Genomic DNA, 23,374 nt, shown 5'->3' on the forward strand with positions numbered 1-23,374 from the left:
ATTGCTCCCCGCCTCATAAAAGTTAGTTATTTTTGTATTATGAAACGTATCGAATCCAACAAACGAGTATTGATAGGCATGAGCGGTGGTATCGACAGCTCGGCTGCCTGCATGATTTTACAGGAACAGGGCTACGAAGTCGTGGGGCTTACCATGCGCATGTGGGACCTCCCCCGGCACTTTCCCCGCGAAGGTCAAACCATCCCCCAGTTTGCACTGGAGGCTCGCGAGCTGGCCGAAAAGATAGGCATCGAGCACCACATTCTCGATGTGCGCGAGGAGTTCAAGGGGTCGATTATCAAAGGCTTTATCGACGAATATCTCAAAGGCAACACCCCCAACCCGTGTGTCATGTGCAACCGCCAGTTCAAGTGGCACTACCTCTTGCAGGAGGCCGACCGCCTGGGCTGCTCATGGGTGGCTACCGGCCACTATGCCCGCATTATCGACCGCGACGGCTACCGGGTGCTGGGTCGGGGAGCCGACAAGAAGAAAGACCAGTCGTACTTCTTGTGGCGACTGGGTCAGGAGGAGCTCTCGCGCACCATCTTCCCGCTGGGCGAGATTACCAAGGAGGAGATAAAGAAATATGTCGAAGGGAAAGGCTTCCACGAAAAGGTCGAGAAGAAAGAGAGCATGGAGGTGTGCTTCATCCCAGGCGACTATCGCGACTTCCTGCGGGAGCAGCTCCCCCAGCTCGACCAACAGGTGGGTGGAGGCTACTTCATCGACGCCACCGGCCGCAAGTTGGGCCAGCACAAGGGATTCCCCTTCTACACCATCGGCCAGCGCAAAGGGCTCGAGATTGCCTTGGGCAAACCCATGTTTGTAACCCGCATAAACCCGATCAAGAACACCATACGCTTGGGCGAGCGTGACGAACTGCTCACCCTCCGGATGGTCATTACCGACACCCTCGAGGCCATACCCGGTATTTTGGAGACAGCCGGCCCCGTCGATGTGCAGATACGCTACCGCAGTGCCGCTATACCGGCCACGCTCCAAAAAGGCGACACCCCCGGCGAGTGGATAGTCTGCTTCGAAAGCGACGCCTCGGCCGTAACCCCGGGACAGTCGGCCGTCATCTATCGCGACAACACCGTCATCGGCGGCGGCATCATCGCCGACCAGCGGCTTCTGAAAAAATACAAAGCATGAAACTACGCCTCTATACCGCCATCATGCTACTCGCGACACTCCTCGGCAGTAGGGCTCAGGAATCGAAAGAGCAGCACTACCGCATCTGGTTCGACGACAAAGGCGAGTCGGCCTGTTCGATTGAAAGGCCGCTCGAGTTCCTTTCGCCCCGCGCCATAGCCTATCGCGAGAAGTTTGGCATTGCCATCGACTCGACCGACCTGCCCATAGCCCCGGCCCGGCTGCAACAGCTATCGGCATTGGGGGCCCGCATCCTGGCCGTGTCGAAGTGGCTCAACACCGCCACCATCGCCCTTGACGACCCGTCACGGCTCACAGCCATCGAGCAGTTGCCATTTGTCGAGCGGTATGACCCCCTGGGCTCTCCCACCCAAGCGGGAGGTACCGTTGGGCCCCATCTGAAAAAACTCGAAAACGACTCGACCTCGCCCTACGGCGATGCCGCCTGGCAAATCGCCGTCCACAACGGCGACCGGCTGCATCGGGCCGGATTCTCGGGCGAAGGCATGACCATAGCCGTTATCGACGGTGGCTTTCTCAACGCCGACCGCAATCCCCGTTTCGACCAAAACCAGATAGCCGGCTACCACGACTTCATCGACGAGACGATGGATTTTCGCAACGGAAACAGCCATGGGTCGTCGGTACTCTCGACCATGCTGGTCAACGACAGTAACCTGTTCATAGGCACGGCACCCCGGGCCTCCTACTGGCTGCTGCGGTCGGAAGATACCGCCACCGAGTACCCCACCGAAGAGGATTATTGGGCTGCGGCCCTCGAATATGCCGATAGCCTGGGAGTCGATGTCGTTGTCTCGTCGTTGGGATATACCCGGTTCGACGATTCCCGATTCGACCACACCTGGGCCGATCTCGACGGCCGCACCTCGTTCATCTCGCAGGCAGCTGCCCGGGGCGTGGCCAAAGGGATGCTCATTGTCGTGAGTGCCGGCAACGAAGGGAGCAACGACTGGAAAAAGATAACCGTGCCCGGCGATGTCGATGGGCTCCTCACCGTGGGCGCCATCACCACCGAACGGAAACCGGCCTACTTCACCGGCTGCGGCCCGACGGCCGACGGCCGCATCAAACCCGATGTGGTAGCCCTGGGAGCCGCGGCCGCCACCATCTCGCCCGAAGGCAATCTGCAGCCCAAGGACGGCACCTCGTTCTCGACACCCATCATTGCCGGCCTTACGGCCTGTCTGCGACAAGCCTTGCCCCAACTCTCGGCGCGAGAAATCATCGAGCTTATCCGGCAGAACAGCTCGCAATACCTCACCCCCGACTCGCTCATGGGTTATGGCATCCCCGACTTCTACGCCGCCTATCGCCAGGGGGCAGGCATCTCGACGGTACGGCCCGACGATTCGCCCCTGCGACTGACCTATCGCGGGGGAAGTCCCGTCGTCACCATCGGCACCCTCCCGCCCGACGAAGAGAAGATCACCCTCAGCATCTACACCCTCGAGGGGGCGATAATGGCCGAATACCGCCTGCCCGAAGGAGCCGAACTGGCTCTTACCGATTTGGGGAAAGGCATATACCTGCTGTCGGCACGCAGCCGGCAACACTGTTGGACCCAAAAGATACAACGCCTATGACCACTGCAAGAAAAGAGCTCTCGCTTCTCGAACTGAACGCCCGGGTGCGTGAAGCCGTGCAGGAGTCGCTACCCGAGCGCTACTGGGTACGGGCCGAAATCAGCGAAGCCCGCATACACCCCTCGGGGCACTGCTACCTCGAGCTCATCGAAAAAGAGGAGGCTACCGGGCGCACTCTGGCCAAAGCCCGAGCCACGATATGGGCCACCACCTTCAGGCTGCTGCGTCCCTGGTTCGAGCAATCGACCGGACAACTCTTCACCGCCGGCATCAAGATACTCATTCTCGTGAGCCCCACCTTCCACGAGCTCTATGGCTACAGCCTCACCATACACGACATCGACCCGGCCTATACGCTGGGCGACGCCGCCCGTCGGCGTGCCGCCATTCTGCAACAGCTGCGCGACGAGGGGGTGGCCGACATGAACAAGGAGCTCTCGTGGCCGGCCCTGCCGCAACGTTTCGCCATCATCTCTTCACCCTCGGCCGCCGGGTATGGCGACTTCATGAACCAGATACAGAACAACCCCTACGGCTACCGGGTCTATACCGCACTCTTCGCCGCCTCGATGCAGGGCGAGCAGACCGAGAGCTCCATCATCGAAGCCCTCGACCGCATTGCCCGTCACGAGAGTCTGTTCGACGGAGTGGTCATTATTCGGGGTGGAGGTGCCACCTCCGACCTCAACAGCTTCGACAGCTACGCCCTGGCGGCCAACGTCGCCCAGTTTCCCCTGCCCGTCATTACCGGTATCGGCCACGAACGCGACGATACCGTCATCGACCTGGTGGCCAACACCCGGGTCAAGACCCCCACGGCTGCGGCCGAATGGATCATTGCCCGCCTGCACGAAGCCGACCTGCATGTCGCCGGCCTCTCCCTGACGATAAGTGACGAGGTGCGCAACCGCATCCAACGCGAGAAACAGAACCTGCAACGCACCACCTCGGCCCTTCCGCTGCTGGTCGAGCGGCGCATCTTGAACGAACGGCACAAAAACGAGCTTTGGCTCGAACAGATAAAACACGCCCTGCGCTCCCGGCTCGATGCCGAGCGCTCCCGACTCGACACCCTCGAGACCACCGTCACCCTGGTATCGCCCCAGTCGCTGCTGCAACGGGGATACAGCCTCACCCTGCACCAGGGACGAGTGGTCAAAAGCGTGGCCGAAATCGCACCCGGCGAAATCGTCGAAACCCTGTTGGCCGACGGCTCCGTCACCAGCCGGGTCGAAACCATACAACCCACCGAAACCAAATAGATAACGATATGCCCCAGAAAAAAGAACTCTCCTACGCCGAAGCAATGGCCGAGCTGGAATCGATTGTCACCAAGCTGCAAAACAACGAATACGAAATCGACGAGCTGCAAAAGTGTACAGCCCGCTCGCTCGAGTTGCTCAAATTCTGCAAGTCGAAACTCTTTGAGACCGACGAGGCTTTGCAAAAAATACTGAACGAACTGAACGATTAGCCCCGCCGGTCAGTCCCATAAGGAGTAGCCCGATAGAGAATATATGGCGGGCTTATAGGCTAAATCAAAAAAAATGTTTAATTTTGTCGAGTTTTTCAACATCAAGAATATGACCGAAAGAAAAGTACGGGTGCGTTTCGCACCAAGCCCGACAGGCGCTTTACACATTGGCGGAGTCCGTACCGCTCTCTATAACTACCTGTTTGCCAAGCAACACCATGGCGAAATGATTTTCCGCATCGAAGATACCGACTCCCAACGTTTCGTGCCGGGAGCCGAAGCCTATATCATCGAGGCCCTCGAATGGCTGGGCATCCACTTCGACGAAGGAGTGAGCTACGGAGGCAACTATGGTCCCTACCGTCAATCGGAACGAAAAGAGATCTATCGCCAATATGTCGATCAGCTGCTCGATGCCGGCAAAGCCTACATCGCTTTCGACACCCCCGCCGAGCTGGAGGCCAAACGCAAGGAGATACCCAACTTCCAATACGATGCATCGACCCGCATGCAGATGCGCAACTCGCTCACGATGAGCAAAGAGGAGGTCGATCGCCTCATCGCCGACGGCACCCAGTATGTGGTGCGGTTCAAAATCGAACCGGGCGAAGACGTGGTCGTGCACGACCTCATCCGGGGCGACGTCACCATCAACTCGTCGATTCTCGACGACAAGGTGCTCTACAAGTCGGCCGACAACCTGCCCACCTACCACCTGGCCAATATCGTCGATGACCACCTGATGCTCGTCTCGCACGTCATCCGCGGCGAAGAGTGGTTGCCCTCGGCCCCCCTGCACGTTCTGCTCTACCGGGCCTTCGGCTGGGAAGACACGATGCCCTACTTTGCCCACCTGCCGCTGCTGCTCAAACCCGACGGCAAAGGCAAACTGAGCAAGCGCGACGGCGACCGGCTGGGATTCCCCGTATTCCCCCTCGAGTGGCACGACCCCAAGACGGGAGAAGTCTCGTCGGGATACCGCGAATCGGGCTACCTGCCCGAAGCCGTGGTCAACTTCCTCGCCCTGCTGGGCTGGAATCCCGGCAACGACCAGGAAATCATGTCGATGGACGAGCTCATCCAGCTCTTCTCGCTCGAGAAGTGCAGCAAGAGCGGTGCAAAATTCGACTACGAAAAAGGCAAATGGTTCAACCACAAATATATCCAGGCCAAGAGTAACGAAGAGCTCACCACACTCTTCATGCCCATCCTCAAAGAGAAGGGCATCGAAGCCGACCCCGCCACCGTGGCCCGCATCATTGGGCTGGTAAAGGGACGCGTAAGTTTCGTCAAGGAGTTGTGGGACCAGGCCGCCTTCTTCTTTGTCGCTCCCACCAGCTACGAAGAGAAATCGGTGAAAAAACGCTGGAAAGAGGATACCCCCGCCATCATGCGCGAGCTCATCGAGATTCTGCGTAACCTCGACGACCTCTCGTCGGCCCACGCCGAGAAAGTGGTTCTCGACTGGATCGAGCGCAACGGCTATCACCTGGGCAACGTGATGAATGCCTTCCGCCTGGCCGTAGTAGGCGAGTGCAAAGGCCCCCACATGTTCGACATCACCGAAATCATGGGTAAGGAAGAGACTATCAAACGCATCGAGAGAGCCATCGAATATTTGGGTTGATGAACCATCGTCACATATATACACTGCTGATTGTCGCACTCACAGCCGCTCTGCTCCCCGCCAAGGCGCAGCAAGTGGCATGGAGTGTCGATATGACGGCATTTTTCGACAACCGGGAATACAGCTACAACAAGGTCGAGTCGCAAACCTTCTTCGGCACACGACTCTCGCCCGAGATAGGTTTGCGCATGGGCCACAGCGCCATCATGGCCGGAGCCTCGTGGGTACAGCCCATCGACGGCTCTACCGACAACGCCCGCATACACCCCACGGCCTATTACCGCTACACGTCGTCGCGATTCCGCATGTCGATGGGTATGTTTCCCCGCACCCAACTGATTGAGAATGTACCCGCCATCCTGCAGTACGATTCGCTCACCTACTTCAGGCCCAACATCGCCGGTGCCCTCTTCCAGTACATACACCCCAAAGGCTTTGCTGAGCTTTATGCCGACTGGCGTCAGGTACAGACCGAAGTAAAACGCGAAGCCTTCATGGTCGTATTCAACGGACGGTGGCAACCGCTGCCCTACCTCTTTGCCGGTGGGCACCTGGTGATGAACCACCTGGCCCGGCCCCGCAACTCGGACGACCGCTACACCGTGACCGACGACCTCATCGCCAGCCCCTACGTGGGAATAGACCTCACCCCTTGTACCCCGCTCGACACGCTCACCCTCAAGGTGGGCTATCACATCAGCCTCGAGCGGCTGCGCAACGTGGGCACCTGGCATCACCCGCAGGGCATCCTCATCGACCTGTTGGCCGAATGGCGATTCCTGGGACTGCGCAACACCTTCTACAAGGGAGGAGCCCAAATGCCGTTCTATCCCCAACTGGGTGCCCAGCTCAACCAGGGCGACCCCTTCTACCAGTCGCCCACCTACAACCGCACCGACATCTATGCCTATATCTTCCGCAAGAGTTACCTCAACTGCATGGCCTCGATCAACCTGCACTACACGCCAGGCAACTTCGACCTGCAACAACAGCTTATCGTGCGGTTCTATCTCGATGACCAAGCGTGGAAAAACCGGGGGGACGAAAAGAAACGGGAATATCTGAAAAACATCTTGTAAACCTGACACGAGAATTTGGTTGGCTATGAAATGTATCTATAACTTTGGAATATATTGCTACAAACAACTGGTTGCCCTGGCCGGCATACGCAACGCCAAGGCTCGCAAACTGACACAGGGACAAAAAGGCATCTTCGACTACCTGGAACAGAAGGCACGGCCACAAGGCGGATACCTGTGGATACACGCTTCGTCGCTGGGCGAGTTTGAGCAAGGCCGACCGCTCATCGAGGCCATCCGCAAAGCCCGCCCCGAGACCCGCATCCTGCTCACCTTCTTCTCCCCCTCGGGCTACGAAGTGCGCAAAAACTACGACGGGGCCGATCTCGTGTGCTACCTGCCCTTCGACCTGCCGGGCAACGTGAAACGATTCCTCGACATCACCCGCCCCACCGAAGCCATATTCATCAAATATGAATTCTGGGCCAACTACCTCAACGAACTCAAACGACGGAATATCCCCACCTACATCATCTCGGCCATATTCCGTCCCAAACAGATATTCTTCCGCTTCTACGGCGGCTACTTCCGCCGCATCCTGCGCAACTTCACCCACCTCTATATCCAGAACGAACAGTCGCGCCAACTGCTGGCCGGCATTGGCATCACCAACGTGTCGGTCGTGGGCGACACCCGCTTCGACCGCGTGAGCGACATTCGCCGCTCGGCCAAGGATCTGCCCCTCATCGAACGCTTCGCCCAAGGGAAAAAGGTACTCATTGCCGGCAGCTCATGGCCCAAAGACGAAGAGTTTATCATCGACTACTTCAACCGTCGCAACGATATCAAGCTCATTCTGGCTCCGCACGAGATTCACGAGTCACACCTGCTCTTCATCGAAAGCCTGCTGAAACGTCCCTCCCGGCGCTATACCCAGGCCACCGAGGACGAAATGGCATCGTGCGACTGCCTCATCATCGACTGCTTCGGACTGCTCTCGTCGATCTACCGCTACGGCACTCTGGCCTATGTAGGCGGCGGATTCGGAGCCGGCATCCACAACATTGCCGAGGCAGCCGTCTATGACCTGCCCGTCATCTTCGGGCCCAACCACCAGCGGTTCAAAGAGGCCCATGAGTTGATAGCCTGCGGCGGCGGATTTGCCATCGCCTCGGGTGAGGAGTTCGACACCACGGCCAACCGCCTGCTCGACAACCCCGACACTCTGGCCACAGCCAGCCACAACGCCGGTCATTACATCGCCTCGCACACAGGTGCCACCCGCCTCATCCTCAAGGAGCTTTTTAACATCGAGGCCTGACCTCTCCAGACAAAAAACAATCGCCCCCGCCCACGACAGGCGAGGGAAAGAATAAAATATGTCTGCACGGTTAATCCTCTGTAAACGAATCGATCAGCCCCTCACAGGCATCCTCGAGCACATTCAGCACATTTTCAAAGCCATCGGCCCCACCATAATAGGGGTCGGGGATACAATCGACCGGATAGTGACGGCAATAGTCGGTCATGCGCTGCACCTTGGCCGTCTGTTCGGGCGTATCGGCCATCGAGCGAAGCGTATCGATGTTATAGTCGTCCATGCCCAGAATCAAGTCGAAGCGATCGAAATCGTCGGGCTGCACCTGACGGCTGCGATGCTCCAGCAGGTAGCCCCGCCGGGCAGCATGCGCCCGCATGCGAGGGTCGGGCAAATCACCCGCATGACCGCCGTAAGTCCCGGCCGAATCGACCTCGAAACCATCGGTCACCCCACGTTCACGCGCCAGGTGCAGAAACACCCCTTCGGCTGCCGGCGATCGGCAGATATTACCCAGGCATACAAACAAAATTTTCACCGGTTTCTTTATCTCTTCTTTTTTCATTATGCTATTTATTGGGTCTAATAGATATTGCAAAATAAATAAAAAGCGGGCAAACTCAAGGAGCCATATGACATTTTCATTAAAAAAAGAAAGATTCTCCCAAAAAACCTTTTACTTTCAAGAACGATTTTATATTTTTGTTATCCCTTAGCTAATAGACTAAAAACAAATCATCTAGGATACGAGAACTCTAAATATTATATCTATGAAGAAAAATTACTTTTTACGCACAGCTATCTTGTTGGTAGCTCTGTTGTGTGGAGTCAGCACCGGTTGGGCTGCCACCTATACCAAAATCTCCACCCTCGAAGAACTGACCGACGGCAAATATGTGATTGCCTATGGCACAACATATGCCATGGAAAATGTTGCAAACGGAACTCGTATTGCCGCTACGACAATTACAGTTAGCGACAATAGTCTCCTTAATCCCGACGCCTCAATTGTTTGGGACATCACAACGACAGATAATGGAAGAAGCATTATGAGCGGAAACGTTTATGCAGGATTCAATGGTAGTAAAAACACTGCCACCTTATACAAAACTTTTACCGCTCAAAATTGCGAATTTACATTTTCGGCTAACAACGATGGCACTTTCAAATTGTTAAATGTAGCTTCCCCCACTTTTTATCTTCAATACAATACAAGTTCAAAGTGGTTTGCCTGCTACGCTGCGTCGAGTAATCAAAAAGATGTTACTCTCTATAAGCTGGAAGAATCAGGTAAATCAGATCCCAACCTGGCCTTTACGGGCATCACGGGCGATGTAACCAAACAGTTGAGCGAAGGCAGCTACAGCAGTGTGGCCACTACGGCTTCCGACGCCACCATCACGTATAGCAGCAGCGACCAAGAGGTTGCCACCATCGACCAAAGCGGTCTCGTTACACTGGTTGCCGGTGGTACAACGGTTATCAAAGCCGAAGTCGCTGAAACAGCTACCTACGATGCTTCTTCCGTAGAATATACCTTGACCGTTGTTGACCCGGCTCTGATTAAGACCTTTGCCAAAGTAACCAGCGGTGCCGTAACCGATGGCAAATACATCATCGTATATCAGAACGGAAATGACGCTACCTCGGTAATGGCCATGAACTCCACCAATACAAAAGATTATTTCGAGTATTCGGAAATCAACCTCACCGACGGTAAAATCGTAACCGATAACCAATCGATTATCTGGGACATCACCACCGAGAGCGATGGCAACTATTCAATCTCCAACAACGGCATCTATGTAGCTTATAACGGCTCAACTTCGACCAGTGGCGGAAACAATGCTTATGCCGATTCGGAATATGCTACCGAAAGAGCCGGGTGGAGAATTGAGTACGATGCCGAACAAGATGTATTCCTCTTCAAGAATGCGGAAGTCGAAGCTCGTATATTACAATTCAATACAAACGCAAACCAAGGGAGATTTGCTTGCTACCGCAGCGAACAAGGTAAAATCACCCTCTACAAACTCGAGAGCGGTAAACAGGCTGTAACCGTAGCTTTCAACGAGGTTAGCGGCGACAAAGAGTTCTTCTTTGCCGAAGGTATTACCTACAACAGCGCCGCCACGGCTACTCCCGAGCGTCCCATCACCTACAGCAGCAGCAACCAGGGCGTTGCCACCATCAGCACCGAAGGTATCGTAACGGTAGTAGGTCCCGGTACGACAATCATCAAAGCCATTGCCGCAGGCGATGACACCTACGAAGAGGGTGCCGCCCAATACACCTTGACGGTACGGGCCTCGTCGGTTACGCTGCCCTACTCGACCGACTTCAAGTCGGGCCTGGGCGACTGGCTCACCTTTGTAACCTACGGCACTACCGAATGGGGCTCGACCTCTTACGGTGCACAAGCCAACGGCTATAACAAGGGCGACGGCGAGACTTACCTCGTTTCACCTGCCGTAAGTGCTTCCAGCATCGTGCTCTCCTTCGGTAGCGAAGTGGCTTTCACCGGTCCCGATATTCAACTCTTCTACTCGAGCAATTTCGATCCCAACTCGATGACGCAACCCTCCGAGGCTACTTGGACCGAAATTACCGACATGGCCACTTGGGCATCGTCGCAAGAGACTACCCCCTCGGGCGACATCGAACTGAAGAATCTCACCGCTCCTATCCGCTTTGCCTTCAAATACACCTGCTCCGCAGAGGATGGTGCTGCCCGCTGGACCATCACCGACCTCAGCATTAAAGAGGGTGTTTCTTCGGCTATCGAAACGGTAGAAGCCAACGGCATGAAGATCATCAACGGTAAAGGCCAGGTAACCATCGAAACAGCCGAGGCTGCCCGGGTTGCCGTGTATGCCCTCACCGGTGCACAAGTGCGTCAACTCAACCTCACCGAGGGTACCAATGTCGTAGAGTTGCCTGCCGGCATCTACGTAATCGGTCGCCAAAAAGTAGTGGTATTCTAATCGAATACAGCAATCAATCATCATACACAGGAGACGGGCTCGCGCCCGTCTCTTTTTTTATGCCCGAAGGTAGGTGAGAGTACACACAGAGGTATTTCGCCCAACAGCCTCTTCTCCCCCAAAAACAGTTCACCCCGAGGAGAGTCTCCCTCGGGGTGAACTTGATTACCCGACAACTAACTTGCTGTCGGTTCTATTTCTTCAACAGGTCGAGCAGCGACACCGGCTCGTTGGTTGTAATAAAGTCGGCCTTGTGGTCGATGAAATATTGCAAATCGCGCGGTTTGTTGACCGTCCACACATTCACGGTGAGCCCCAGGCGATGCGCCTCGTCGATCCACTGGCTATTCTTTTTCAGCACCCCCGAAGCATAGTCGAGCCCCGTATAACCCAGCTTCTTGAGTTCAGCCGGACTCTTGTCGCCATTGAGATAAGCCACTTTGGCATCGGGTACCAGACGAATCAATTCGGTTCCCACCCGGTTGCTGAAAGCGATATACTCCACTTGGTCCTCCATCGCCTTGGCCTTCACCATAGCCACCACCTTCCGGGCCAACTCGTCGTTGCGTTCGGAGGTCGATTGGGTTTTCAGTTCCAACACCAGAATCATGGGCGACAACTTCTTGCCAGCCTCGAGATAGGCATCGAGCGAAGGGAGAGTTTCGCCATTCTTCAGTTTCGATTGGGTGAGCCGGGCAAAATCGCTCTTTTCGATTTCCAACCCATCGAGTGTGTGGGCATCGTGATTCACGACCAACTGTCCGTCGGCTGTGAGCCATATATCCAGCTCCGAGCCCCAGCAACCGGCCTCATAGGCCTTTTGCAACGAAGCGAGCGAATTTTCGGCCGAGCCTTCGCACTTCCAATACCCGCGATGAGCCACCACCTTTGTAGCGTGTTGAGCACAAATCCCCTGCGAAAGGGCTATGCACACCGCCATGACCATACCTAATTTTGTTTTCATAATCCCATTGTTTTATATAGGTTTCATACTTTGAAATTCAATCAAATAGTTTCGACTCCTGCCCAAACGGCAAGTCTCACACGGGCGGGATAATCGTGACTCTCCCCCCTGCTTACTGGCAAATATAGAAGTTTTATCCTGTCCGACTTATTTCAAAAAGAATAAAAAACGAGCCGCCGCCAATTTTTTTATTCTGTTGACAATGAACACGATACAGAAAATTATCAAAATTTTTTTCAAGACAGGTAGGGGGATTTTCAAAAACAGACGTTATAAGGTCAAAATCACATAGCTAAGTGAAGCGAACGGGAAAGCAAAAGCAGCCGGCTTCCCACCCCGCCCAAGTTGCGGAGAGAACAAAACGGCTCAAGTTTATTCACCGAAAAAAATTAACAAGTTATGAAAATCAAATTTATTGCATTACTTTTGTGCGCAGCCGTAAGCAGCAACGTAGTAAAAGGAGAAGAACCCACCAATACCGCCCAATCAATGAACCGACACGAAATACGCATCTCGGCCAGCGACGGTCTCACCCTCGGACTTGCAAACATCTTTGGCATGGGTCTCTCCGATGCCGTAACCGGCAGCAAGCGCAGCGACGAGAAATCGAGCCTGGTATATGGCTTGGGCTACCGCTACTCGATCAGCCGTTTCAGAGTAGGTGCCGACCTGGGATTTGTACAATCGACCAGCAAACTGACCCTGATTGGCGAAACGGCTCCCTCCTTAAAAGAGAAAGATCTCAACTTCATGTTGTTGCCTACCGTCGAATTTGTTTACTTCAAACGTGGTGTCGTTGAACTGTATGGTGGAGCCGCAGCCGGCGTGAACCTGGTAAACCACAGCGAAACCAGCCTGACCAAAACAGCCAACGCCAATGCGAAGAAAAACGATCTCTCGACTACATTTGCCTACCAGGTGAACCCCATCGCCCTGCGAGTTGGCAACCACCGCATCGGCGGATTCCTCGAAGCCGGCCTCGGATACAAAGGATTCCTCACGGCCGGAGTCAGCTTAAGATTCTAATCACCCCCATAAACAGCGAGTGCTACATATGCAAGAGAATAGAAAAGAAGTCTTTAAAGGCCTGTTCCAAAAACACTATCCCTGCCTATGCCATATCGCCTATGGGTATGTGTTGGACCGAGACGAATCGGAAGACATTGTACAGGAACTCTTTATCAATGTCTGGGACAAAGGCAAAGACACCTTGCCCGAGAAAGAGTTTGCCGCCTACATGACCACTGCAATAAAAAACAGCTGCATCTCTTTCTTGCGCAAGAAACAGGGAAACTTCGTCTCTATCGACGACTATCCCACCACTGCCATCGATCAACCGGATGAAATCTACGATGAAGTCGATGAGGCGAAATCGCCCGAAAATCTCCTGCAGGTAGCACTCGCTTCTTTACCTCCCAAATGCAAAGAGGTCTTTTTGATGGCCAAACTCAAAGGGATGAAATACCGCGAGATTGCCGAGAAACTGAACCTTTCGGAGAAAACCATAGAGAATCAAATGACCCGAGCCATCAGGCTCCTACGCACCTATGTGGCAGAATACAATTCCTTGCGAATTGCCATTATCACAATCGTTTTATCAATCCTCTTAAACTACAAGTAAAATGGGAAACCACGATGACATAGACGAACTGTTGGCCAAGCACTTTGCCCACGAACGGCTCACCGCCGCCCAACAGGCCAGACTGGATCAATGGAAAGCTGCCTACCCCGAAGAGAGCCAACGATTGCAACGGCTTATCGATATGCCCATCTTCAGCGATACTTCGTTCAAGGTCGATACCGAAAAGGCCTGGGCCAAAATCGAACCGCAACTCAAGGAGCACTCGCTCAAAATCGGATTCCTTGGTAAAAAAGCCTGGTTCTACTCTGCGGCGGCCGCCATTGCCCTGATCCTGGTAACCACACTGTTACTTCTCTCTCGCGAGACCGATACTCAAACTGTACGCTACGCCGATATAACCCAAACCGAAAACGTTCTTTTGCCCGATGGGTCGGAGGTAACTCTTTACCCTCATGCGACCCTCACATTCCGATATGCCGACGACGGGACCGCCCGCCAGGTAGAGCTCTCCGGGAAAGCCTTCTTCCACGTAAAGAACCGCGACAACGCTCCGTTCAAGATCTCTACCGCCAAGATGACGGTCGAAGTCCTGGGAACCTCGTTCCTCGTCGATGCCGTTCACGACAACAAGGCTGGCGTGTTTGTCAAGAGCGGCCGGGTAAAGGTCTCGACCTCATACAACAATGTCATCCTCGAAGCCAACGAAAAAGTCGAGGTGACCGACGGCCAAATGACTTTGGGAATTATCGAGGACCCCGACTCCTTCTTTGGCAGAAGCGACTCGATGCTGGTCTTCAAAAGCACTCCCATCACCACGGTCGTCCAAGAGGTGGAAAAGCAGACCGGTGTGAAAATCGAGTTGGGTAAAGGACTCGAAAACAACACGGTCACCACCAAAATCAATATGAGCGAGAAAGAGAGCATTGCAGCCGAACTGGCTTTTGTGTGCGGCTGCCAGTGCGACACCCTGGAAAAGGAGCGGTATTACAAACTATATTATGAATAAGCTACATCTCTTATTCTTTATATTAGCACTACTTTGGGGTCAATCATCGTTAGGTGAAAATACAAAAAGACCCGATGCGATAGCAGAAGAGCGGATCTCAGTTTCCGCCTCTTCTGCTACTGTGTTACAGTGGTTCGAACAAATCGAGGAGCAATGCCACATCACGCTCTCCTACAACCCGTCCGATATAGACCTCGACCAAGTCTGTACCTTCAAGACCTCGGGTACCACGACCGTGAGGAAACTGTTGAAGGAGATTCTGAGGGACTACTCGTTCAAGACCACAGTCATTCCACCCCGCAAACTGGTGATTCAAATAGGTAAAGAGAAATTCTTCACTCTCACCGGTACCATCTATGAAGAGGGCAGCAGCGAGAAGCTCTATGGAGCCATCGTCTCGCTCTACAACGAAAACGGGAAAAAACAATATACCTTCTCCGACGAAAACGGAAGGTTCAAACTGCCGTTACCCGAGGGAAGCTACTACCTCGGAATTACCTGCATGGGCTATACCCCTTACGAAGAAGAGATTGTCATGAACCGCGACCTCTCGCTGCAACCTCAGCTGAAGGCTCAACTTTTCGAGATCGAAGAAGTCACCGTCAAATCGCACAAGTTGGGCAACTCGCTCAACGAGCTGGCCCCTTCGAGCATGTTGTCGTTCAACAGCAACGACCTCTTTTCACAGATATGGATTCTGCCGGGCGTGACCGGCATCCCCACCGGCAACAACTTCCTGGTCGATGGCGGAGGATACGACGAAAACCAGCTCCTGCTCGACGGTGTACCGGTCTATCACCCGGGGCACCTCAACCTGATGCTGCCGGTATTCAACGGCGACGCCGTGAAAAATATCGTCTTTCACAAAGGTTTCTTCCCCACCAAGCTGGAGGGGAAACTCTCGTCGATTACCGAAATCAACCTCAAGGAGGGGAACAAGCAGGAACACATGCGCACCCTGTCGCTCGACATGCCCGCCGCATCGGTCATGCTCGAAGGCCCCATCGTCAAAAACAAGCTCTCCTATCTGGTAAGTGCCCGGCGCAGCTGGCTCGACCTGCTCGACGAGTTTCTGTCGGAAGAGGATCGGCTCAACCACTCGACACTCGACTTCAATGCCAAGCTGTCATACGACATCTCGCCATCGAGTTCACTCAAAGCCCTGGCCTACCATGCCCAGGATATCTACCGCCAACCCATAGGGCCCAAAGAAAAAACTACGGTGCTTCGATGGACCAACCAAATCTACCAGCTCTCCTACAATTTCTCCAAGGGGAAACTGAGCAACACCACCGCGCTCTTCTATACCTCGCACGAGAATGTCGCCAACGCCGGTATTCTGGGATTCGAAATCAACGACAACAACTACATACACAGCGGTATCAAGTCGTTAAACCTCTCGACCGAGTTCAGTTACAGCTACGACAACATTTATACTACCCGCTGGGGTGCGAAATATGCCCACGAGATTTACGACCTGGCCATCTTTGGCGACAATGTACGGGTGCGACACGAACCCATCGACCAGTTCTCAATCTTCTACGACAACCTCATACGCATCACCCCCCAGCTCTTCACCCAGGTAGGTGTCCACTTCATCGGCTATCTGCCCGAGAAACACCGCGACTATTACAGCATACAGCCCCGGTTCTCGCTCAAGTATTCGCCCAGGACCAACGACCTGTTCTACCTCAACTTCTCACGCATGGAGCAGTTCTATCACTACCTGCGATTCAACACCTTCTACCTGCCCACCGACTTCAGGATGCCCAGTATCGAAGCATACAAACCCCGCTCGTCGGAACACTACGAGATGGGCTGGAAACACAACCTGCCTAACGGAGCGCTCGAGATGTCGGCTTATTACAAAACCCGCCGCAACATCGTGGCACTGCGTCCCGAAACCTATGTCGAAGATACCGAGTGGGGGAATTATATCATGACAGGCGATGGCGACAGCTACGGTATCAAATGCTACTTCTACAACTACTGGAGTCACTGGCTGCTGCAACTCTCCTACACCTATGCCCGCAGCCGGGAGTGGTTCGACGAGTTGAAGGCCAACGGCAAGCTCCCCTCGCTTTACGACATACCCCACCAACTGAACGGAGCCCTCTCCTATACCCTCAACACACACTCCACCTTCTCGGTGGGCGGACTGCTGCGGTCGGGCAAAGTGCTCGAGATCGACGAGACCACATTCGATCCCTTCACCAAAGACAAGTTCCGCAAAAAACGGGCGCCGCTCAATTACCGGGTCGATGCCGGCTACTCCTTCAAAAAGACTTTCGGTGACGACAAATTGCTGTTGCTCAGGGTAGGACTCTACAACATTGTGGGCAATCCGCCCGAAGAGGAGATTCTCGACTTCTATTCTGTACACTGGCCCTACAACTGCATGCCTTACGGCAGCATCAGTTTCAAGTTCTAAAAAAAAATCGCAGCACCAGGCTTTTCCCGGAACTGCGTTTCTCACAGGCCGTCGAGTTGCCCCCGACCACCTTACACGGAGCGGAATCACCCGCGCCGATTACCAGAACTTGTTCTGGCTGGGATTGTACTCAAAACCCACACTCCCCAACTTGGCTACCAAATCGGCCTTGCTGATGTGCATATCGTCACACAAAGCATCGAGCGAAGCGTAATTGTCGCGCAACTTCGTGTTGATAAACGAAAAAAGAATCATCGGATCCTCGGGTAATGTATTCATAATCTGTATCCTTTTTATTTCGGGGTGCAAAGATAGCGAAAGGTGAGCGTAGAGACAAACAGAAAACGAAAGTTTTCTACGTTTGGCTATACCGAACCGCATCCTTTTTTCTATACCAACAGCAATTTGCTCATAGGCACGGCAAGAGAGCAGAGATAAGAATCGTCCACCGGGTCTTCGAGAGAAAGACCGGGCCGACAACCGGGGCAACCGTCTCACTCTCCAGCCAAAGGCAGGTCGGGCAACCGCCCATCCTCGATTTGCATCGTCTGCATCCGGCTCTTCGATACCCCAAACTTACGCCCGAAGGCCGTCCAGTAATAGGTCGAAGCCCATATAAACAACCGCTTGCTCAATGGCATGGTAGCCTTTATCGTGCGATGCTCACCATGGGCAACCGACCGGGCCAACCGCTTGATGGCTCGCACGGCTACATACTTGAAGGGTGTCCCCAGAATAGCTTCACCGCTCCCCAACTCCAGAATCGAGCCCACCCGATAATCGTTCTTCCGGCAGAAGATATGCATCATCTCTATGGCAATCTCATTTTGGCTATATTCCAAAAAACCACAGTTAATCAAGATCGACACCATCGGCTTGCGGGCCGGCGGATTGGCCTCCAGTTCTTTCAAGAAATCGAGAAACCCCACCGGCAAGGCATCGGCATACAAGGGGAAAACAAAGAGCACATCGCTGTAACCCGCCATCAGTTCACACAACTGGCGGTGGTTCCGCTTCGTGAGGTTGTAGTAGTCGGTCTCGACCGGACAATACCGCGAAAAAAGCTCGGCATACCGTTTCGAATTCGATTTCGGTGCCCGAGGGCTACCGTTGATTATCATTATCCGTTCCATCGCTCCACAATCTTTTTTACACAATCATCCAATTCGGCCTCGGGGGTAAACACCACCTCATGGCTCTCAAAACTCATATTGCTCGCATTGCGGGCCACCAGCTTCTCAAAGAGAGCTCGCTCCTCGGCATCGATATCGCCATAGGCCACAATCGTCGCCCGCTTGGGCACCACGGCACGCTGCACATGATGCGTCTCGTTCTTGAAAATGCGAATAAAAGCCTGTTGCACAGGGATAGCACGCTCGAGCATACGCTTCATCACCGAGTCATACCCGCCATACTTCACACGGCTCACATAGAGCACCGTGTCGCTGGCCGCGATATAGGGATAGACCCGGGTGGCATCGTCGCGCATCACACACTTACCGGGCGTGCGGGTCCAGCAGCCAAAACAGCCGGTGCAGTTGGCAATCTTCAGCGAAGACAAGTCGATATACTTTATATCCGAATTGTCTCGAATGTTCACTTGAATAGGTCGGTCACACATTATCAGTTTCATAATCAATCGTTTTAAAGGTCAATTTTCCACAGCAATCTTACCGGCCGAGTTTATATCAATTCTAAATAACGCCCCAAAGAGGGGAGCAAAAATAGTTCATTCACAAACCACTGCCAAAACAAAGGCAACCGGTCTATTTATTTTTATGACTTTTTACTGTTTGTTTTCAACTGGCCACAGCAGCTCCCAACTCGAGCCTCTGTCAAGATACAAACACCCTGACTCCACCCTTTAGCAACCGCACCAAAACCTCATTTCATAGAAACATCCATCACCTACACACTGTTCATTCGGAGTAACTGCCCTACACAAATTTCTAAAAAAAAAGCTCAAGATTTTGTACGTTCACACAATGTTCGTATATTTGCGAACAATTATTTACCGCATGGACGAGAAGAGAGACTATACCCCCACCCAAGAGCAATTGGCCCGATATGCCAAGGCACTGGGACATCCGGCCCGGATAGCCATCCTGCATTTCCTGGCCCAACAAGAGACCTGTTACTTCGGCGATATTCACGAAGAATTACCAATCGCCAAAGCTACCGTGTCGCAACACCTCAAGGAGCTCAAGGAGGCGGGCCTCATCCAAGGCGAAGTCGAGACCCCCAAAGTGCGATACTGCATCAACCGCCAGAACTGGGAAAGAGCCCGCCAACTCTTCGGAGAATTCTTCGAGCAGTGCGTCGCCTCGTCGGGGAAATGCTGTAGATAACAGCCTCCCGATTTTTTTAATTTTATTGTTCGTTGTTTTGCGAATTACGTTTAACTTATAAATATCACCAAGATGGAAATTAAAATTTTAGGAACCGGCTGTGCCGGATGCAAAGCTTTGTATGAACGAGTAGAACAGGTAGTCAATGAACTGGGAATATCGGCCACCCTCACCAAAGAAGAGGACCTGATAAAAATCATGGCTTACAATGTGATGACACTCCCCGCCCTCGTCGTGGACGGCAAGGTGGTTGCCAAAGGCAAAATATCGACCGACGAAATTAAAGCTATCCTCACCCGATTCCTCCATACCGAGATGCTGGATAAAGATTAACCCCAATACCTTTTCTATATATAATTTTTTTAGCTTAATTGTTCGTATTATTACAAACAATATTCTCATTTATCATGATTCAACAACTGGCCGACTGGCTAATATACGGGTTACTGGGATTGAGTGCCGATACTGCACTCGGGAGTGCCCTCAACTTCTTCATCTACGATTCGATAAAGATTGTCCTGCTGCTCTTCCTCATCAGTGTAATTATGGGCATCGTCAATGCCTACTTCCCCATCGAGAGGCTGCGCAACTACCTCACCTCGCACCGGCTCTACGGACTCCAATATCTTTTTGCGTCACTCTTCGGAGCCATCACACCCTTTTGCTCCTGCTCGTCGATACCGCTCTTCATCGGATTCGTCAAGGGAGGTATTCCCCTGGGAGTCACCTTTGCTTTCCTCATCACCTCGCCACTGGTCAACGAAGTAGCCGTGGCCATGTTTCTCGGCACCTTCGGGTTGCGCATCACCCTCATCTATGTGGTGAGCGGCATCCTGTTGGGAATGATCGGAGGGTTCGTACTGGGCCGGATGAAACTCGAGCCCTATCTGAGTGACTGGGTAAGACAGATACAACAGAACGCATCGGCCGACTTCAACACCTGGGAACGCGAACACACCCCCTTTGTAAAACGACTGCCATCCATCCTGCGCGAGGCTTGGAGCATTGTAAAAGGTGTGCTCCTCTATATCATCATAGGTATAGGCATAGGAGCTTTCATGCATGGCTATGTGCCCGAAGGATTTTTTGAGCACTACCTGTCGCGCGACAATGTATGGGCCGTGCCGCTTTCGGTACTGCTGGCCGTGCCCATGTATGCCAACGCCGCCGGTATCGTACCCATCATCGAAGTGTTTGTAGCCAAAGGCATACCCATCGGCACCGCCCTGGCCTTCATGATGGCCGTCGTAGGGCTATCGCTACCCGAAGCTACCCTGCTGAAAAAGGTGATGTCCTGGCGACTTATCGGTATCTTCTTCGGGGTAGTCACCCTCATCATCATCCTCTCGGGATATCTGTTCAACGCCATTCTGTAATCGCCGTTTACAAAAGGAGACGAGTATAATATTCCCCGTTCACCAAGTCTGCCGTTGCTACTCAACGGCAGACTTTCCCTTTTTCAGGAAGAGTACCGCCGTATCCTGGCAGGTAACCAAGCAACCCTTGGGCAACGATTCGAGCCATGGAGTCACCTGCTCGACAAAGGCCTCTATCTGGCAAGCCTCATCCACAAACTCGACGATAACCGGCACCTTTTCGATTAGCTCCCAAAACTTGACCGGATTCAATTCACTACTGGCACCATAGCCCATAATCCCCTTATAGACTGTGGCCCCGGCCAGTCCAAACTGCTTGGCCTTATATGCTATCGTTTCATAGGCCGACGCATGATCTGCCTTATCGGTATTGCTCAAATAGATACGCAACACCTTATACGTTTTTCCCAAATCCATATCACAACCATTTTATGAGAGAGTATCCCAAATAGACCATAAAGAGCCCGACCAATAGACTCATACCCACATAGATAGAAAGGTAAAAGAAGTTGGCATCCTTAATCATCTGGAAACTCTCGTTGATAAACGTCGAAAAGGTGGTAAAGCCACCGCACAGCCCCACGGTGAGGAACAGGCGCAAATTCACATTCATCAGGTTGCTCCGCTCAAACAGCCCGTAAAAGAGACCTATAGCCAGGCAACCCAGTATATTCACCAAAAAAGTTCCGGCCGGGAAAGAGTGGAAACCCCAGTTTTGCACGACCTTAGACAGGAGATAACGCAGTATCCCTCCGGTAAAACTGCCAGCCCCTACAATCAGTAATGTCTTCAGCATAAAATGTCATTTTATTATTGTATCTCAAGTAGGGATCATCAGCACATAAAGGCGGTTAAAGGCTAATCCCATAGCCGGGACAAAGATAGCGAAAGGTGAGAGGAGAAGCAAACCGAAATGAAATTTCGAGTTTGATTATCCCGAACCGACTCCTGTAATTCCATAAAGGCAGAATACGGTCAATCGAAACACGGCTGGAATCACTTGCCATACTTCCGCTCAAACAGCGCTTTGTTTTTCGTGCCCCACTCGAGCATGGCATCGATAATAGGAATCAAGGTCATACCCAACGGCGTGATGGAGTATTGCGAACGTGGCGGCAACTCGGCATAGATGGTCTTTTCGACCAGACCATCCTCGACCAGCTCTTTCAACTGCAAGTCGAGTACCCGCGGGGTAGCTTCGGGCAACGCCTTGTGCAGTTCGCTGGGACGCATCGACCGGTAGCGGAGTTCGTCCAAGATACACGATTTCCACTTCGAGTCGATCAGACTCATGGTCAGCCGCAAGGGGCAATCCAAATCGACAGGTATTTTACGTTCATACATAATCGCACTCCTTTCTGGTTACAGTCACAAATGTACACATACTCCCCGAAAGAGTGGCATACCGAAAAAATTTTCAGTACTCGAATAATTTTACGGTACTTGTAAAAACCGCGATTACCCCATAGCTTTGCCTCAACCAATAAAACCAACCCATTATGAGAGCAAGTATTGCAGAGTACAAGGCAGTCGAAGCAGCTGCCATGAAGTTTGTCAAGAGTGTGGCAGAGGGCAACAGCCGCTATGCCAAAGAGTTGTTTGTCGATGAAGCCGTTCTCTTCGGCTTCCTGGACGGGAAACTGGAACACGGCTCTATCGAGCAGTTCTATCACAACGTCGATACGGTGGGAGCCGGCCACGACTTCGATGCCCGCATCGACATTATCGCCCTCGAAGAGACGGTGGCCGTCGTACGGGTGCTCGAGGAGAAGTGGGGTGGACGTATCGACTTTACCGACTATCTGCTCCTGCTGAAAATCGACGGCGAGTGGAAGTGCGTGGCCAAAGCCTATAACCAGAATTCCAATACGATTCAACAATAAGAAAGGAGAAAAACAACCATGAAAATAGTAGTAATCACCGGCAGTCCTCGCAAAAACGGCAACAGTTTTGCCATGACCGAAGCCTTTATCCACGAAGCCGAGCAACGGGGCCACACGATACGTCGCTTCGATGCCGCCTTCCTGAAGATAGGCGGTTGCCACGCCTGCATGACCTGTTACAAAACAGGCAAAGCCTGCTCGTTCGACGACGATTTCAACGACATTGCCCCGGCAATTCTCGAGGCCGATGCCGTGGTATTCACCATGCCGGTCTATTGGTATTCGATACCCGCACAGATTAAAGGAGCCATCGACCGCCTCTTCTCGCTCGTAGTCGGCGGCAAAGAGGTAGCCGGCAAGAAATGGGGCCTGATTGCCTGCTGCGAAGAAGACGATACCACCGTGCTGGATGGTGTACGCATCCCCATGGAGCGCACCGCCGCCCTGCTACAATGGGAGATGGTAGGCGAAGTCCTCATTCCCGGCGTGCTCAACGTCGGCGACATCGACCACACCGACGGTTGCAAACAGGCTGCTGCCCTGGCCGACAAATTCTGATTACCCTCTTCATTTACAAGCACCCCCCGAGCCCTTGCATCA

25 protein-coding genes and 1 riboswitch are annotated in these 23,374 nt (G+C 53.2%); of the genes, 17 read left to right on the forward strand and 8 right to left on the reverse strand.

All coding sequences use genetic code 11. The features are described 5' to 3' along the window. Positions 1 to 39 precede the first annotated feature (39 nt). The 7 genes from mnmA (at position 40) to B5G10_RS06940 (ending at position 8,203) form a co-directional block, all read left to right on the forward strand. The gene (mnmA, locus tag B5G10_RS06910; protein ID WP_087424001.1) at positions 40 to 1,158 is read left to right on the forward strand and encodes a tRNA 2-thiouridine(34) synthase MnmA; all 1,119 of its coding nucleotides are present in this window, start codon (positions 40 to 42) and stop codon (positions 1,156 to 1,158) included. Continuing rightward, on the forward strand, positions 1,155 to 2,762 hold the full coding sequence (locus tag B5G10_RS06915) for a S8 family serine peptidase (RefSeq protein WP_087424002.1): 1,608 nt from the start codon (positions 1,155 to 1,157) through the stop codon (positions 2,760 to 2,762). Before mnmA ends, B5G10_RS06915 begins: the two co-directional genes overlap by 4 nt. Then, positions 2,759 to 4,024, forward strand: coding sequence for an exodeoxyribonuclease VII large subunit (xseA, locus tag B5G10_RS06920; RefSeq protein ID WP_087424003.1), 1,266 nt, complete (start codon positions 2,759 to 2,761; stop codon positions 4,022 to 4,024). The genes B5G10_RS06915 and xseA overlap by 4 nt, the downstream gene beginning before the upstream one ends. Positions 4,025 to 4,032: 8 nt before the next feature. Then, positions 4,033 to 4,236 (forward strand): exodeoxyribonuclease VII small subunit, encoded by a 204-nt coding sequence (xseB, locus tag B5G10_RS06925; protein ID WP_087424004.1) that lies wholly within the window; start codon positions 4,033 to 4,035, stop codon positions 4,234 to 4,236. 109 nt (positions 4,237 to 4,345) lie between these two features. After that, positions 4,346 to 5,863, forward strand: coding sequence for a glutamate--tRNA ligase (gene gltX, locus B5G10_RS06930; RefSeq protein WP_087424086.1), 1,518 nt, complete (start codon positions 4,346 to 4,348; stop codon positions 5,861 to 5,863). Beyond that, complete coding sequence (locus B5G10_RS06935; protein ID WP_087424005.1) at positions 5,863 to 6,942, forward strand: hypothetical protein; 1,080 nt, start codon at positions 5,863 to 5,865, stop codon at positions 6,940 to 6,942. Before gltX ends, B5G10_RS06935 begins: the two co-directional genes overlap by 1 nt. A gap of 25 nt (positions 6,943 to 6,967) precedes the next feature. Continuing rightward, entirely contained in the window at positions 6,968 to 8,203 is a 1,236-nt protein-coding gene (locus B5G10_RS06940; protein WP_087424087.1) for a glycosyltransferase N-terminal domain-containing protein, read from the forward strand. Between the two features lie 70 nt (positions 8,204 to 8,273). Here B5G10_RS06940 and B5G10_RS06945 read toward each other — a convergent pair whose 3' ends face one another. Continuing rightward, positions 8,274 to 8,765 carry a low molecular weight protein-tyrosine-phosphatase gene (locus B5G10_RS06945; protein ID WP_087424006.1) on the reverse strand — a complete coding sequence of 164 codons (492 nt, stop codon included), beginning with the start codon at positions 8,763 to 8,765 and terminating at the stop codon, positions 8,274 to 8,276. Between the two features lie 205 nt (positions 8,766 to 8,970). Between B5G10_RS06945 and B5G10_RS06950 the strand changes: the two genes are divergently transcribed. Continuing rightward, complete coding sequence (locus B5G10_RS06950; protein WP_087424007.1) at positions 8,971 to 11,184, forward strand: Ig-like domain-containing protein; 2,214 nt, start codon at positions 8,971 to 8,973, stop codon at positions 11,182 to 11,184. Between the two features lie 193 nt (positions 11,185 to 11,377). Here the strand turns inward: B5G10_RS06950 and B5G10_RS06955 are convergent, their stop codons facing one another. After that, positions 11,378 to 12,148, reverse strand: coding sequence for a glycerophosphodiester phosphodiesterase family protein (locus tag B5G10_RS06955; RefSeq protein WP_241147732.1), 771 nt, complete (start codon positions 12,146 to 12,148; stop codon positions 11,378 to 11,380). Between the two features lie 399 nt (positions 12,149 to 12,547). Between B5G10_RS06955 and B5G10_RS06960 the strand changes: the two genes are divergently transcribed. The 4 genes from B5G10_RS06960 (at position 12,548) to B5G10_RS06975 (ending at position 17,167) form a co-directional block, all read left to right on the forward strand. Further along, a complete protein-coding gene (locus tag B5G10_RS06960) occupies positions 12,548 to 13,174 on the forward strand; it encodes a hypothetical protein (protein ID WP_087424009.1) in 627 nt (208 codons plus the stop codon). Positions 13,175 to 13,202: 28 nt separating this feature from the next. Continuing rightward, positions 13,203 to 13,769: an RNA polymerase sigma-70 factor gene (locus B5G10_RS06965; RefSeq protein WP_087424010.1), complete on the forward strand. Its 567-nt coding sequence runs from the start codon at positions 13,203 to 13,205 to the stop codon at positions 13,767 to 13,769. A 1-nt stretch (position 13,770) separates the two neighbouring features. Next, complete coding sequence (locus B5G10_RS06970; RefSeq protein WP_087424011.1) at positions 13,771 to 14,736, forward strand: FecR domain-containing protein; 966 nt, start codon at positions 13,771 to 13,773, stop codon at positions 14,734 to 14,736. 121 nt (positions 14,737 to 14,857) lie between these two features. Next, on the forward strand, positions 14,858 to 17,167 hold the full coding sequence (locus B5G10_RS06975) for a TonB-dependent receptor (RefSeq protein WP_241147733.1): 2,310 nt from the start codon (positions 14,858 to 14,860) through the stop codon (positions 17,165 to 17,167). A gap of 99 nt (positions 17,168 to 17,266) precedes the next feature. On the opposite strand, the gene B5G10_RS06980 is transcribed toward B5G10_RS06975, so the two are convergent. The 3 genes from B5G10_RS06980 to B5G10_RS06990 form a co-directional block, all read right to left on the reverse strand. Next, complete coding sequence (locus B5G10_RS06980) at positions 17,267 to 17,446, reverse strand: DUF4250 domain-containing protein (RefSeq protein ID WP_087424013.1); 180 nt, start codon at positions 17,444 to 17,446, stop codon at positions 17,267 to 17,269. 215 nt (positions 17,447 to 17,661) lie between these two features. Then, positions 17,662 to 18,300 carry a hypothetical protein gene (locus B5G10_RS06985; protein ID WP_087424014.1) on the reverse strand — a complete coding sequence of 213 codons (639 nt, stop codon included), beginning with the start codon at positions 18,298 to 18,300 and terminating at the stop codon, positions 17,662 to 17,664. Continuing rightward, a complete protein-coding gene (locus tag B5G10_RS06990) occupies positions 18,288 to 18,800 on the reverse strand; it encodes an NAD(P)H-dependent oxidoreductase (RefSeq protein WP_087424015.1) in 513 nt (170 codons plus the stop codon). The genes B5G10_RS06985 and B5G10_RS06990 overlap by 13 nt, the downstream gene beginning before the upstream one ends. A gap of 385 nt (positions 18,801 to 19,185) precedes the next feature. Between B5G10_RS06990 and B5G10_RS06995 the strand changes: the two genes are divergently transcribed. The 3 genes from B5G10_RS06995 (at position 19,186) to B5G10_RS07005 (ending at position 20,891) form a co-directional block, all read left to right on the forward strand. Further along, positions 19,186 to 19,515, forward strand: coding sequence for a metalloregulator ArsR/SmtB family transcription factor (locus tag B5G10_RS06995; protein WP_087424088.1), 330 nt, complete (start codon positions 19,186 to 19,188; stop codon positions 19,513 to 19,515). A gap of 72 nt (positions 19,516 to 19,587) precedes the next feature. Continuing rightward, a complete protein-coding gene (locus B5G10_RS07000; RefSeq protein WP_087424016.1) occupies positions 19,588 to 19,848 on the forward strand; it encodes a thioredoxin family protein in 261 nt (86 codons plus the stop codon). Between the two features lie 74 nt (positions 19,849 to 19,922). After that, the gene (locus tag B5G10_RS07005; RefSeq protein WP_087424017.1) at positions 19,923 to 20,891 is read left to right on the forward strand and encodes a permease; all 969 of its coding nucleotides are present in this window, start codon (positions 19,923 to 19,925) and stop codon (positions 20,889 to 20,891) included. Between the two features lie 57 nt (positions 20,892 to 20,948). Here the strand turns inward: B5G10_RS07005 and B5G10_RS07010 are convergent, their stop codons facing one another. The 3 genes from B5G10_RS07010 to B5G10_RS07020 form a co-directional block, all read right to left on the reverse strand. After that, the gene (locus B5G10_RS07010; protein ID WP_087424018.1) at positions 20,949 to 21,308 is read right to left on the reverse strand and encodes a DUF190 domain-containing protein; all 360 of its coding nucleotides are present in this window, start codon (positions 21,306 to 21,308) and stop codon (positions 20,949 to 20,951) included. 1 nt (position 21,309) lies between these two features. Continuing rightward, positions 21,310 to 21,687 carry a fluoride efflux transporter CrcB gene (crcB, locus tag B5G10_RS07015; protein WP_087424019.1) on the reverse strand — a complete coding sequence of 126 codons (378 nt, stop codon included), beginning with the start codon at positions 21,685 to 21,687 and terminating at the stop codon, positions 21,310 to 21,312. A gap of 22 nt (positions 21,688 to 21,709) precedes the next feature. Further along, a riboswitch (Fluoride riboswitch) is annotated at positions 21,710 to 21,772 on the reverse strand. A gap of 115 nt (positions 21,773 to 21,887) precedes the next feature. Next, positions 21,888 to 22,235, reverse strand: a complete 348-nt coding sequence (locus B5G10_RS07020) for a helix-turn-helix domain-containing protein (protein ID WP_087424020.1) — start codon at positions 22,233 to 22,235, stop codon at positions 21,888 to 21,890. 155 nt (positions 22,236 to 22,390) lie between these two features. Between B5G10_RS07020 and B5G10_RS07025 the strand changes: the two genes are divergently transcribed. After that, a complete protein-coding gene (locus tag B5G10_RS07025; RefSeq protein ID WP_087424021.1) occupies positions 22,391 to 22,774 on the forward strand; it encodes a nuclear transport factor 2 family protein in 384 nt (127 codons plus the stop codon). 18 nt (positions 22,775 to 22,792) lie between these two features. Then, complete coding sequence (locus B5G10_RS07030; RefSeq protein WP_087424022.1) at positions 22,793 to 23,332, forward strand: flavodoxin family protein; 540 nt, start codon at positions 22,793 to 22,795, stop codon at positions 23,330 to 23,332. Positions 23,333 to 23,374: the final 42 nt, after the last annotated feature.

This window comes from Barnesiella sp. An55, from assembly GCF_002161555.1.
Classification (GTDB): Bacteria; Bacteroidota; Bacteroidia; order Bacteroidales; family Barnesiellaceae; genus Barnesiella; species Barnesiella merdipullorum.

What these genes read in the sequence shown, in the direction of transcription:
- mnmA (WP_087424001.1), top strand. Translation starts at nt 40, where the DNA reads ATGAAACGTATCGAATCCAACAAACGAGTATTGATAGGCATGAGCGGT.
- B5G10_RS06915 (WP_087424002.1), top strand. Translation starts at nt 1,155, where the DNA reads ATGAAACTACGCCTCTATACCGCCATCATGCTACTCGCGACACTCCTC.
- xseA (WP_087424003.1), top strand. Translation starts at nt 2,759, where the DNA reads ATGACCACTGCAAGAAAAGAGCTCTCGCTTCTCGAACTGAACGCCCGG.
- xseB (WP_087424004.1), top strand. Translation starts at nt 4,033, where the DNA reads ATGCCCCAGAAAAAAGAACTCTCCTACGCCGAAGCAATGGCCGAGCTG.
- gltX (WP_087424086.1), top strand. Translation starts at nt 4,346, where the DNA reads ATGACCGAAAGAAAAGTACGGGTGCGTTTCGCACCAAGCCCGACAGGC.
- B5G10_RS06935 (WP_087424005.1), top strand. Translation starts at nt 5,863, where the DNA reads ATGAACCATCGTCACATATATACACTGCTGATTGTCGCACTCACAGCC.
- B5G10_RS06940 (WP_087424087.1), top strand. Translation starts at nt 6,968, where the DNA reads ATGAAATGTATCTATAACTTTGGAATATATTGCTACAAACAACTGGTT.
- B5G10_RS06945 (WP_087424006.1), bottom strand. Translation starts at nt 8,765, where the DNA reads ATGAAAAAAGAAGAGATAAAGAAACCGGTGAAAATTTTGTTTGTATGC.
- B5G10_RS06950 (WP_087424007.1), top strand. Translation starts at nt 8,971, where the DNA reads ATGAAGAAAAATTACTTTTTACGCACAGCTATCTTGTTGGTAGCTCTG.
- B5G10_RS06955 (WP_241147732.1), bottom strand. Translation starts at nt 12,148, where the DNA reads ATGAAAACAAAATTAGGTATGGTCATGGCGGTGTGCATAGCCCTTTCG.
- B5G10_RS06960 (WP_087424009.1), top strand. Translation starts at nt 12,548, where the DNA reads ATGAAAATCAAATTTATTGCATTACTTTTGTGCGCAGCCGTAAGCAGC.
- B5G10_RS06965 (WP_087424010.1), top strand. Translation starts at nt 13,203, where the DNA reads ATGCAAGAGAATAGAAAAGAAGTCTTTAAAGGCCTGTTCCAAAAACAC.
- B5G10_RS06970 (WP_087424011.1), top strand. Translation starts at nt 13,771, where the DNA reads ATGGGAAACCACGATGACATAGACGAACTGTTGGCCAAGCACTTTGCC.
- B5G10_RS06980 (WP_087424013.1), bottom strand. Translation starts at nt 17,446, where the DNA reads ATGAATACATTACCCGAGGATCCGATGATTCTTTTTTCGTTTATCAAC.
- B5G10_RS06985 (WP_087424014.1), bottom strand. Translation starts at nt 18,300, where the DNA reads ATGGAACGGATAATGATAATCAACGGTAGCCCTCGGGCACCGAAATCG.
- B5G10_RS06990 (WP_087424015.1), bottom strand. Translation starts at nt 18,800, where the DNA reads ATGAAACTGATAATGTGTGACCGACCTATTCAAGTGAACATTCGAGAC.
- B5G10_RS06995 (WP_087424088.1), top strand. Translation starts at nt 19,186, where the DNA reads ATGGACGAGAAGAGAGACTATACCCCCACCCAAGAGCAATTGGCCCGA.
- B5G10_RS07000 (WP_087424016.1), top strand. Translation starts at nt 19,588, where the DNA reads ATGGAAATTAAAATTTTAGGAACCGGCTGTGCCGGATGCAAAGCTTTG.
- B5G10_RS07005 (WP_087424017.1), top strand. Translation starts at nt 19,923, where the DNA reads ATGATTCAACAACTGGCCGACTGGCTAATATACGGGTTACTGGGATTG.
- B5G10_RS07010 (WP_087424018.1), bottom strand. Translation starts at nt 21,308, where the DNA reads ATGGATTTGGGAAAAACGTATAAGGTGTTGCGTATCTATTTGAGCAAT.
- crcB (WP_087424019.1), bottom strand. Translation starts at nt 21,687, where the DNA reads ATGCTGAAGACATTACTGATTGTAGGGGCTGGCAGTTTTACCGGAGGG.
- B5G10_RS07020 (WP_087424020.1), bottom strand. Translation starts at nt 22,235, where the DNA reads ATGTATGAACGTAAAATACCTGTCGATTTGGATTGCCCCTTGCGGCTG.
- B5G10_RS07025 (WP_087424021.1), top strand. Translation starts at nt 22,391, where the DNA reads ATGAGAGCAAGTATTGCAGAGTACAAGGCAGTCGAAGCAGCTGCCATG.
- B5G10_RS07030 (WP_087424022.1), top strand. Translation starts at nt 22,793, where the DNA reads ATGAAAATAGTAGTAATCACCGGCAGTCCTCGCAAAAACGGCAACAGT.